Raw genomic sequence first — 10741 nt, 5'->3', positions numbered from 1 at the left:
CGGCAGTGCAATATCGACCGGCAAGAACAGCGCAGTGTCGTCAGGCGTCAGAAGCCCCTTCTTCCTCAGTTCATATCGCCAGGCATAAATCTGCTGCCGCCTGATCTCGTGCCGATGCGCGACTTGCGATACCGTCGCGCCGTTCACCCCGACCGAAAGCACAATCGACAACTTCTCCTCGTCGCTCCATCGGCGCCGACGCTCCACGCCCAGAATTTCGCCCCGCATCCCTGCCTCCCTGTAGGAGACGTCTCTAATGACGTCATTATGGACGTCTCTTATCAATCACCGGGACATACGAGCAGGCGGTTCAAATCGGGCGGTTACGGTAGATCCAGGCTTGATGGCGTTCGAGATTTTGCAGCTTCATGTCCTGCCCCTGCTCTTTCCGAAGGCGATTTTCAAGAAGACATCACTGGACAGGCCATTGCGACAACGGCTCGTTCGTCGCTTGGAGCGTTGTATGGTCTGTCCGGTTTATACCCGCAGACCGGTCACGACCCAGTCGACAATGCTTTCATGGTAGTTGGGGACGTGGCGATAGCCGAATTGTCTCAGCCGATCAGCCGAACTCTTTGACCTCGAGCATCTGCAAAACGGTGCTCCTCACCGTTTCAGCCGTGCTGCGGATAGACGCAACATCGGCGCGCACAGATCGCTTCGACAATCAGTTTGTGGCGCGCCACATTCGGAACCGTCCTTGCCCTGTTAGCTCGCGGACCAGATCCCGCGCTTCCATCCAGGCGAGGTTGCGCTGGACAGCGGCGCGGCTGGCTCCGGTCAGGGCCTCGGCCATAGGGGCAGAGACCAGGGGCCATTCGGTCAGCACTCCGCGCAGGGCTGGCGGCGTCTTGCCCGAGAGTGGGGTCATCTCGGCTTCCGCCAGCGCCGACCATGTCTCGATATCGTCGAGGTGCCGCATCGCGGTCAGGCAGGCCGTTTCCATTTTCTCGAGCCAGCGCGCCAAACGTTCAGCCGGGGGGCCGCCGGCGCGCAGCGCCCCCGCCCCACCCATGGCCAGGGGTGCGAATATTGCCCCCTCGCCCTCATGCGCGGCAATGCGCGACGCCGTGACCGCCGCTTCCATTCGGTTGCTCTGCTGTCCGAGGCCCGCGAGGCTCCAGAGGTGAAACCCCATGCAGGCACGCGTGATCGGGTGCAGGTCGGCGGCTTGCGCCATCAGGTCAAGCCACCCGCCCGCGCGATCCGCGAAGGGCTCGGCTTCATCCACCATGTTCTCGGGGTCACGGCGATCGAGGAAGGCGGACAGGTCCACGTCTGGGCCGGGACCGCCTGTAAGACGCCGCACCGCCCATCCGACACGCGCAAGCGCTGCGGTGTCGTCCTGCACGCCGGACAAGCGCATGGATATCCAGAGCGCCAGCCGATCCGGGCCAATTCGGTCGCCTGCAAACCAGCTGAGGTCTGCCGCCTCGATCAACGCAAGCCTGTGCCGCCAGCCTTCCGGGCCACGCTTCAGACGGTCGTCTAGCGCCCCGATCCGGCCGGCCACACGGGCAAGGCGGGCAGCATGGCCCGCCTCGGCACGTCGCCAATCGTCAAGAACAGCGGTCTCACGCACTTCGGCCCTAGGTCCGGGCGGCAGATAATGCGGCTCCTCTTCCATCGGACCGGGCAGGAACCACAGGTCGTCCTCATGTCGCAATTGCTTTGCCGTTTCATCAAAAAGTTCTTACAGGATTCCAGTAGGATGAAGCGTAATCCGACGTGGTATTTTACGTTTCGATTTCAATTTTTAGCTCGCGTTTCAACAAGCGAGAACATGGGGCAGAAGATGGGGTTTAGAAACCGTGGAGCGGCGGGTTCATGACGCTGCGCGAAAACGAAGCGTCTGACGAGGCTTGGGCCAAGGCAACGCGTATCGCGCGAGAGCTGGATCGCATTTTGGACGGGCAAGAGCCTATGCGCACCGCAGTTTCTCGGGCCGCATCCGAATTGCGTCTCTCGACGCGCCAAGTCTACAACCACCTGCGCCGATATCGTACCGAACATCGGGTGTCTTCGCTGTTGCCAAAGACAGGTGGAGCTAGGCGCGCGAGGATCAGCCCGGCTGTTGAGGAAATCATTTTGGCAACCCTTCGGGAGATGTGGCTTCAGCCCGAGCAACCGGACCTTGCGCCGATTGTCGATGAAATCCGCACCCGTTGTGACAGCGAGGGTCTTGATCCGCCTGCCTATGTCACCGTTTCCAAGCGTATCCCACGACTGTTCACGCCCGAGGAGATTGCACGACGGCGACATTCAGGAGGAAAAAACCTACGGCGCCTGAAACCCCGCCCAGGTTATATCCGGGCCAACCACGCACTCGATGTCGTCCAGATAGACCATACCCCCGCCGACATCCAGTTTGTGGAAGTCATCGATGGTCAGGGCATCTATGTTGGACGCCCCTATCTCACCATCGCAGCTGATGTTGCAACAAGCGCGATTATCGGCTTCTGCCTGACCCTTGAGCAGCCCTCACGCTTGTCGGTCGCCCTCTGTCTGGCGCAGGCGATGTGCCGCAAGGAGGACTGGCTGGCAGCGCGCGACATCAATCATTCCTGGCCGATGTTTGGCCGCCCGAAGATGGTCGTCGTGGATTCCGCCATGGAATTCAGAAGCACCAGTTTCATCCTGGGTTGTGCCGAGTACGGGATTGCAATTCAAAGCCGGAACAAGGGGACCGTCCATCGTGGCGGGGTTGTCGAACGACTTCTAGGCAAGGTGAATACGGTGCTGCGCTCCCTGCCTGGCAAGACCGGGCGTTCCATCGCGGATCGGGGTGAGTATCTGTCCGAAGACCGTGCGAGGCTCAACTTTGCAGACCTCGAACGCTGTATCGCGCTGGCGATTATCGATCACAATCTTAGCCAGAATGAACGCAAGCTGACAGTCCCGACCAATGAATGGGAACGAAAATGCCGTCAGCCGGACGGCCCGGAAGACAACCCTTTCGACGTTCTGCTCAGCTTTCTCCCGAACAAGACACGCAGGATTTCACCTCAAGGTGTCAGCCTGTTTGCCAACGACTATTTCGATCCATGGTTGGGCCCGTTGGTCGCCCGCCGTGATCGATTGGGTGCTCTCGATGTTCGTTATGATCCTCGGGACATTAGTCACATCTACATCAAGGATCCCGATACAGGAGCCTGGCGCCCTGTGGAGCGGCGGGATGGACTGCTTGAGGCGGTCACCCTCTGGCAGCACAGGGCCGAGAGAAGCCGAGCGCGCGAAACCGGCCGACGCCCGATCGAGGAGAAGACCGCGATCCGCCGCGAAATCGCGGCGACGGTAGATGCCTCGGCATCGAAGAAGCAAAGGCTGAAGGAAGTCGCACGGGCCAGGCATGCGGCTCATGCGCCGAAACCCTACCAGAGCCTCACTTCTTCCCCGACACCAATCCGCGAAACACCTGACCCTGAGCGCCCGCGCCGCGTCTTTCCGGTTGAGGATTGGTGAAATGATTGATCACCTCCTAGACTCCGCCGCATCACTTCTCGATGCTGGTGACGCGTGCCGCATCGCCCATATCCGGTCGGCCCGTTGGATCAGCCATCCGGTTGCAAGTCGCGCCCATAACGCCATGAGTCTGCTGCTTGATCGGCCAGTAACCTTGCGTCCCAGAGGGCTCTTGCTGACAGGCCCCTATCACAATGGCAAGACGATGATCGCCGAACGCTTTGCGATTGAACATTTGCGGCAGTCAGAACGTCAAAGGATCTGGGTGATCCAGACCCGAGAAGGTGCCGGACTGTCTCACTTCTATGCCAGCATTCTTGCCGGGTTGCGCGCGCCTCAGGCATCTGGTTGGCGGAGCCTGTCGCGCGCGGGCGAGCAGGTGGATCATTTGCTGGACAGCTTGAAACCCCGCCTGCTCATCTTCGATGAGTTTCACAGCGCCCTTCGAGGGCGCCGACAGGACGTGAAATCTATCTTTTCGTTCCTGCGCCGTATCGCACGTGTCCACGACATTTCGCCCGTACTGGTTGGCGAGGTTGCGGTCTATGACGCGGTACACGACACCGAGGAAATGGGATCGCGGTTCGATACGATCCCTATTCCCAGATGGGCGTATGACGAGGATTTCGCGACGCTCCTCGATAGTCTTGAAACCAGCATCCCTCTCGCCCGCGCCTCGAACCTGTCGCGACCGTCACTGGCTGAGATCATCCATGAATTGTCAGAGGGCTTGATCGGAGAGGTCGTCGATATCGTGAGCAGCGCGGCCATCAAGGCGATAAGGAACGGCGAGGAACACATTTCTGAGGCGACCATTACCTCGCTTGGTTACACGCCCCTGTCGAAACGCCGAAATGCGCCTTTGCGCCGCGAAATGATGTGAACCAGTCTGCGTCCGAGATCACGGTCACACCTGCGCGCGACTACGGCAACGAGGTGGGGCAAGGCTGGCCCGTCGTTGTTGCACCGGTACCCGGAGAGCTGCTGTCGAGCTGGTTGCATCGGCTGGCCATGGCCAATGGAATTCCACCTCAATATTTTGGGCGGGTTCTGGATGTCGCAGTTGGAGATTGGTCTGCGAAGCTTGACCGAGACCTTCCCGGGCGAATCCTCAATTTGCTGGTCGAGCGAACGCGGTTACCTACCGAGGATATTGATGGCTTGGCTTTGAACCGCGACCCGCTAGCCCGGTTGCGTTTGCGGCACAACAGTGGATCTGGAGATCCTGGCACATCGACCGCTCAGTTCAATCGCCTGCAATACTGTCCAGTGTGCCTGAAAGAGGATCTCGCACCGTACTTCCGACGCGGCTGGACTTTGGCAACGCGCGTTTCCTGCTTTCGGCATGGATGCCGCTTGCGCGACCACTGCCCTACCTGCCGTGGCGGCATCGCGCCTGTTCGACAAAACCGGCTTCTGCCGCAACATTTCTGTGTCTGGTGCGACGCAGATCTCCGAAAACCCACGCTGCCCGCCGAGTATAATGTGCATCGTCTCGAGCGGCTGCTCGACGATCTGCTTCGAATGCATGTTGCGGGACATGGACTGCACGGGAGGACCTCCCTGCCCGCCATGCTTGGGACCGTTTGCTTCACGTTCGATGGGGAACCCAAATCGATTTCACGTCTTCCAATTCGCGACCGATATCTTTTCTTCCGCCAGTTGACCGAAGGAATGATGCCCCTCCAAAAATATTCCGAGCATCCCGCAATTGAGCTCTGGACCCGCATTGCACTGGCAGCGTCCAAGCATTCCGACCTGGTGGCGTCATTGAGTGCAGAGATATTGTCACAGATAACACCGGGAACAAAGAAACGCTCCGGACATCCTGATTTGACAGCCTTACAGCGAGCCATCATCCGCCTTCATTCAAACCGTCGAACATCATTGGCAACGACTACGCCTGGGAATTGATGACACCTGCATCCTCCATCTGCTCCCGATCGGGCAGGTCCTGCAGCGACTCCAGATCGAACGCGACCAGGAACTGCTCCGTCGTCACATAGGTATAGGGTGCCCCGCGCCGCGGCGACCGTGGGCCGGTGCCGATCAGGCCACGGGCATGTAGCCGACCGATCAGATCTCGGCTGATCTCCTTGCCGAAGATGTCCTTCAGCCCGTCTCTTGTGATCGGCTGGTGGTAGGCGATGGCGGCCAGGACCGCGACATCGTATTCGCGCAGATCGAGATCCTGATCGCCGACATCCGCGGCCGTCCTGATCGCCGCCGCATAGGCCGGTCTCGTCCGCAGCATCCAGCCGCCGGCCACCTGCGCCACTTCGAAGGATCGTCCTTCGAGATCGGCGGCCAGGTCTTCGACCAACAGATCGACCGAAGCCCCCTGCCCCACCACGCGCGCGAGGTCCTCGCGCGGCACCGGCGATGCGCTGGCGAAGAGAACGGCTTCAATCCGCCGCCTCCATTCTCGCCAGCGCAATTCGGTTGGCAGATCGTCCAATTCCCGGTCGAGGTCGGTTTCGGCGTGATCTTTGACCATGCCTAGACCCCGTAAAGGCGGAACGTGTCACGCCCGGTGAGCTCTCGGGCGACCCCTAACGCCACCAGCCGGTCGCAAAAGCGGCGCGCTGCCCGGTCGGACCGCAGTGAGGTAAGCGCGGTAGGGGCGATGGCATCCCGGGCCAGAAAGTCGGCCACTGCCTTGTCAGAACCCCTGGCTCGCAGTTTCGGCGCGGCCTCTTTGAGCCGGGCTGCGCGTCGTGTCAGATCGATGGCCTGGTGCGTTGTCTCAACTGCTGCCGTCCCAATTGCCTGATGACAGATCAGCCGCAACTCCTCGCCGGTTTTTCGAAGATCACCGCGCTTGAGGCCGAGTGCCAGAAGCGGCAGGACATGGCTCCACCCGAGCGCCTGCGCCAAAGTTGCATCCGCGAGAATCAGTGCGGAGGTGAGGTCGCGGGGTCGATCTCCAAGAACGGCCTCCAGGACGGTGGCCGCTTGAGTCACCGGAGCCGCCTTCACTACTTCGAGCCAGGTTGCGATCTGTTCCGGTTCCAAAGTCGGCAGCGCCCGGTTCAATGCCTTGGCCGCCACCGGTCGTTCCACCGCGCGCCGCCAAGAAAGATAACTCTCGCCCGCTGGCCCCGGGCTGTCACCCGGCTGCAGAAACGCCAACGCGTCCCGCAAGTCTGCCGCCCTTTCCGGCCGCCCCGAATGTACCACACAAGCCTCCGCCGCGCGCAGCGCCAAACTTTCCCGCAACAAGGCTTGGGGAACGTCATCGCGCCCGACCACCAGATGCAGATGCGCCAGCGCCGCGCCCGACAAAAACGCCATATCTTCATGGGTTTCGGGGCGTGCGGAAGTGACCCAGGGCGGCATCCGAGGTAGGGTATCAGGGTCGTCAATGAAGGTCGCTCGAGCATATGCCATGCCACAACACTATCCGATGGCGGCGCTTTGTTCTACCACATACTGGGAAAACCGCCCCGCTTTGCCGTATCCGTTTATGTCCAATAAGCTTGCCTTGGACGAAACCGCTCACGCGGTATTGGCGCTCGTTACCGCCGAACTACGCCGGGTCGACTGTGGTCTTTGCGGATAGGTGTGACCGTCGTTTGATTGGGACCTTCTCAATCGAACGACAGGAGGTTCCTTTGTCCAGCGAACATGTTCCAGCCCTACGGCAACGGTTTTTAGACGACATGCGCATCAAGGGCCTGCGGCCAATCACCCAGAAGATGTATTTGCGGTCAGTGCGCGAGTTTGCCAGATTTCTGGGGCGGTCGCCCGATTTGGCCACGCCCGAGGACTTGCGCGCGTTTCAGCTCGATATGACGAACAAGGGCACCGGCGCGCCGACCTTCAACCACCGGCTGACTGCGCTCAGCTTTTTCTTTTCGGTGACCTGCGACCGGTCCGAAATGAAACGTTACCTTCGTTACCAGCGGATCGCCAAGCAGATCCCGGTCGTACTGAGCGCCGCAGAAGTCGCGCGAATTCTGGCCGCGGCGCCGGGTCCGGGCTTGAAGTATGGGGCCGCTCTCAGTGTCGCGTATGGTTGCGGATTGCGGGCGAATGAAGTCACGCATCTGAAAGTGTCCGATATCGACAGCGATCGCATGCTGATCCGCGTCGAGCAAGGCAAGGGCCGCAAGGATCGGCAGGTGATGTTGTCGCCCACCCTTCTCGAGCTTTTGCGCGCCTACTATCGGGAAACGCGTCCTGCGGGCTGGCTATTCCCCGGCCGCGACCCGGCCAACCCGATTTCAAACCGCCAGCTGAGCCGCGCGTTCCACGCCGCGTGCGACTTTGCAGATATCAAGAAAAACGTCTCGCCCCACACGTTGAGGCACTGTTTCGCCACGCACCTGCTGGAAAACGGAACAGACATCCGAGTGATCCAGGTGCTGCTTGGTCACACGACGCTGGAGACCACGACCGTCTACACAAAGGTTGCAATCAAGATGATCCGGGACGTGACGAGCCCTCTGGATCTGCTGAACCTCGAGAAAGGCGGAAGCGGCTGACGGCGGGTCCCCAATGTCCCGACCAGCACTCGAAGTCGCGGACATCTTCCGAGCCCACGGACCTGCCTGGCGTCGTGCCAATGCTGGTCACCTGAGCCAGGCGCAACTCAAGGTCATGTCGGCAATTGAAACCTGCCGGACGGCTGTTCTGGGCGGACACGTCGCGGCTTGCACCAAATGCGGACACCAGCACGTCTCCTACAATTCATGCCGCAACCGGCATTGCCCGAAATGCCAGGGGGCCACCGCCCACCACTGGATGCAGGCCCGGGTCTCCGACCTCTTGCCAGTGGAATATTTCCACGTTGTCTTCACCCTGCCCGCAACGATCGCCAAGATCGCCTTGCAGAACAAGGCGGCTGTCTACGATCTTCTGTTCAAGGCGTCTTCAAGAACGCTTCTGACGATTGCCGCCGATCCCAAGCATCTGGGCGCGACGATTGGAATGACGAGTGTGCTGCACTCCTGGGGATCGGCGCTGACGCATCACCCGCATGTGCACATCATCGTGCCTGGCGGCGGCTTGTCGCCCTGCGGCAAGCACTGGATTGCTTGCCGTCCGGGGTTCTTCCTGCCCGTGAGGGTCGTGTCCCGTCTGTTCCGGCGTTTGTTCCTGGAAGGACTGATGGCTCTTCATCGGTCCGGAAATCTGGCCTTCTCCGGGCAATTGGCGCATCTGACGAGCCCGGACATCTTCAAGACCCACCTCGCACCGCTCAGAAAGACCGCATGGGTGGTATACGCCAAACCGCCCTTCGGAGGACCCGGGGCAGTTCTCGCCTATCTCAGCCGGTACACGCACAGGGTGGCGATTCCGAATTCGCGCCTCGTCAGCGCCGATGCCGAGACGGTTGCGTTCCGATGGAAGGACTACAGGATTAGAAACCGCAATCGCCAGAAGGTCATGCGTCTCGAAACGGGGGAGTTCATTCGCCGGTTCCTGACCCACGTTCTGCCTCCGGGGTTTCACCGGATCCGCCATACCGGTTTCCTTGCCAACGGCATCCGCCGCGCAAGGCTTGAAACCATCAGATTACTGTTGGCCGCAGAGGCGCAAGACGACCAGGAAGCATCAGACGACAAGACCGGCCCTCCGGACGAACAGTCCTCGAGTCTGACGTGCCCGGAATGCGGCGGCAGCATGGTCGTCATCGATGCATTCGAGCGCGGCAAGACCCCGAAATCTCGCTCGCCACCTTGGAGAACCGCCGCATGAAACAAGGGCAGAACCTTTGTCTTGACCTGCGGCGCCCCGGCACCGCACGGGTCCGTGTGGCTCAAATTCGAAAGCACGACAAATGCTCAGGAACCGCGCGCGCAAAGGCCCTCGTTTTGCAAGAACGACAGGTGTTTCTTGTCGAACTCGGCATCCACCCCACCCCAAAATCTGCAACACAGACAGCCACCGAGCTCAGTCGTTCAGAGCAATTCCCATAGGCCCAAATTCTGCCCGCGCTTTCGTCCAAGGCAGATTTATCGCCGCTGGATAACGCGCATCCAGCGGCCACAAACCTTTTTCATTATCGGACGGAAAAATGATATGCTCGGAAACATGAGCAGTATCACGAATAGCGGCACCAAAATCGAGGATTCTGACGCGTCTGACGCAGAGATTTCGAGCTCAGCACCCCATACCGCGCCGAACAGTGACGAGCGCGACGAGAGAACCTCTCGGGACGGAGCCTCAATCGCTCTGCCCGCCCATGTGGCCGGCTCCGGCGCGCTCGACCGGCTGATCGATACCGCCCGGGACTATGCCGAGGCCTCGACGGCTGGGAACACGAACAAGGCCTACGCCGCCGACTGGAAACACTTCACCCGCTGGTGCCGGTTGAAAGGCACGGAGCCTCTGCCCCCCTCGCCGGAGATGGTTGGACTTTATCTGGCTGATCTGGCCGCCGCGACCGGGAAGGCCCCTGCTCTCTCGGTCTCCACCATTGAGCGGCGCCTCTCCGGCATCGCTTGGAATTACAGGCAGCGAGGGTTCACTCTTGATCGCAAGGACCGCCATGTCGCCACCGTTCTGGCCGGGATTAGGCGCAAACACGCGCGTCCGCCGGTTCAGAAGGAAGCGATCCTGCCCGAGGACATCCAGGCCATGGTGGGCACCCTTCCCTATGATCTCCGCGGGCTTCGAGACCGGGCGATCTTACTTCTGGGCTATGCTGGAGGTCTCCGTCGCTCCGAGATCGTGAGCCTTGACGTGCACAAGGATGATACACCGGGCTCCGGCGGTTGGATCGAGATTTTCGAAGATGGCGCTCTGCTGACACTGAACGCCAAGACCGGGTGGCGCGAGGTCGAGGTTGGGCGCGGCTCAAGCGACCAGACCTGTCCTGTCCACGCACTTGAGCAATGGCTACACTTTGCGAAGATCGACTTTGGGCCGGTCTTCGTGCGCACCTCGCGGGACGGCAAACGTGCCCTCGAGGCCCGCCTCTCCGACAAGCACGTCGCTCGGCTGATCAAGGCAACCGTTCTGAAGAGCGGCGTCAGATCCGATCTGCCGGAAGCCAAAAGGCTGGCAATGTTCTCTGGACATTCCTTGCGCGCCGGGCTCGCCTCGTCGGCAGAGGTTGATGAGCGCTATGTTCAAAAGCACCTGGGACATGCGTCGGCCGAGATGACCCGGCGTTACCAGCGCAGGCGCGACAGGTTCAGGGTGAACCTGACCAAAGCCGCAGGGCTGTGAAGCTCAGGAATCTTGACGCGTTGGTGAAGCGCTAAGATGAAATTCCAGCGCTTCAGTTTCAGCTTTCTGCTTCAATTGAAATCGGGAATTAAACGCGACA

The 10741-nt window shown here is 60.5% G+C and carries 10 protein-coding genes; 6 read left to right on the top strand and 4 right to left on the bottom strand.

What is annotated here, in order from left to right; genetic code table 11:
* The coding region (locus BMW90_RS25630; RefSeq protein WP_139211558.1) for a transposase at positions 1-228 on the bottom strand (228 nt) is incomplete at its 3' end.
* 439 nt (positions 229-667) lie between these two features.
* On the bottom strand, positions 668-1627 hold the full coding sequence (locus tag BMW90_RS25625; RefSeq protein WP_067264449.1) for a hypothetical protein: 960 nt from the start codon (positions 1625-1627) through the stop codon (positions 668-670).
* Between the two features lie 200 nt (positions 1628-1827).
* Here BMW90_RS25625 and BMW90_RS25620 point away from each other — a divergent pair, with 200 nt between their 5' ends.
* The 3 genes from BMW90_RS25620 to BMW90_RS25610 are packed head-to-tail and all read left to right on the top strand — an operon-like array spanning position 1828 to position 5376.
* A complete protein-coding gene (locus BMW90_RS25620; protein WP_054540545.1) occupies positions 1828-3462 on the top strand; it encodes a Mu transposase C-terminal domain-containing protein in 1635 nt (544 codons plus the stop codon).
* 1 nt (position 3463) lies between these two features.
* Positions 3464-4345 carry a TniB family NTP-binding protein gene (locus BMW90_RS25615; RefSeq protein WP_074837539.1) on the top strand — a complete coding sequence of 294 codons (882 nt, stop codon included), beginning with the start codon at positions 3464-3466 and terminating at the stop codon, positions 4343-4345.
* The gene (locus BMW90_RS25610) at positions 4342-5376 is read left to right on the top strand and encodes a TniQ family protein (protein WP_074837538.1); all 1035 of its coding nucleotides are present in this window, start codon (positions 4342-4344) and stop codon (positions 5374-5376) included. The genes BMW90_RS25615 and BMW90_RS25610 overlap by 4 nt, the downstream gene beginning before the upstream one ends.
* Here the strand turns inward: BMW90_RS25610 and scpB are convergent.
* A complete protein-coding gene (scpB, locus tag BMW90_RS25605; RefSeq protein ID WP_074837537.1) occupies positions 5360-5959 on the bottom strand; it encodes an SMC-Scp complex subunit ScpB in 600 nt (199 codons plus the stop codon). The two genes, BMW90_RS25610 and scpB, sit on opposite strands and share 17 nt — an antisense overlap.
* 2 nt (positions 5960-5961) lie before the next feature.
* Entirely contained in the window at positions 5962-6852 is an 891-nt protein-coding gene (locus BMW90_RS25600) for a DUF1403 family protein (protein ID WP_074837536.1), read from the bottom strand.
* Between the two features lie 224 nt (positions 6853-7076).
* On the opposite strand from BMW90_RS25600, the gene BMW90_RS25595 reads away from it, so the two are divergent.
* The 3 genes from BMW90_RS25595 (at position 7077) to BMW90_RS25585 (ending at position 10641) form a co-directional block, all read left to right on the top strand.
* Positions 7077-7949 (top strand): tyrosine-type recombinase/integrase, encoded by an 873-nt coding sequence (locus BMW90_RS25595; RefSeq protein WP_074837535.1) that lies wholly within the window; start codon positions 7077-7079, stop codon positions 7947-7949.
* 13 nt (positions 7950-7962) lie between these two features.
* Positions 7963-9165 carry an IS91 family transposase gene (locus tag BMW90_RS25590; RefSeq protein WP_074837534.1) on the top strand — a complete coding sequence of 401 codons (1203 nt, stop codon included), beginning with the start codon at positions 7963-7965 and terminating at the stop codon, positions 9163-9165.
* Between the two features lie 336 nt (positions 9166-9501).
* Positions 9502-10641: a tyrosine-type recombinase/integrase gene (locus BMW90_RS25585; RefSeq protein WP_054540615.1), complete on the top strand. Its 1140-nt coding sequence runs from the start codon at positions 9502-9504 to the stop codon at positions 10639-10641.
* The last annotated feature ends 100 nt before the right edge of the window (positions 10642-10741 follow it).

The sequence above is a fragment of the Marinovum algicola genome, from assembly GCF_900109145.1.
Taxonomy (GTDB): Bacteria; Pseudomonadota; Alphaproteobacteria; order Rhodobacterales; family Rhodobacteraceae; genus Marinovum; species Marinovum algicola.
Note: the sequence above shows the minus strand (reverse complement) of the source record. Positions and strands in the feature narration are given on the sequence as shown.

Excerpts from the sequence above, each read along its gene's own strand:
- BMW90_RS25590 (WP_074837534.1), top strand. The coding sequence starts at position 7,963 with ATGTCCCGACCAGCACTCGAAGTCGCGGACATCTTCCGAGCCCACGGA.
- scpB (WP_074837537.1), bottom strand. The coding sequence starts at position 5,959 with ATGGTCAAAGATCACGCCGAAACCGACCTCGACCGGGAATTGGACGAT.
- BMW90_RS25615 (WP_074837539.1), top strand. The coding sequence starts at position 3,464 with ATGATTGATCACCTCCTAGACTCCGCCGCATCACTTCTCGATGCTGGT.
- BMW90_RS25600 (WP_074837536.1), bottom strand. The coding sequence starts at position 6,852 with ATGGCATATGCTCGAGCGACCTTCATTGACGACCCTGATACCCTACCT.
- BMW90_RS25625 (WP_067264449.1), bottom strand. The coding sequence starts at position 1,627 with ATGGAAGAGGAGCCGCATTATCTGCCGCCCGGACCTAGGGCCGAAGTG.
- BMW90_RS25620 (WP_054540545.1), top strand. The coding sequence starts at position 1,828 with ATGACGCTGCGCGAAAACGAAGCGTCTGACGAGGCTTGGGCCAAGGCA.
- BMW90_RS25585 (WP_054540615.1), top strand. The coding sequence starts at position 9,502 with ATGAGCAGTATCACGAATAGCGGCACCAAAATCGAGGATTCTGACGCG.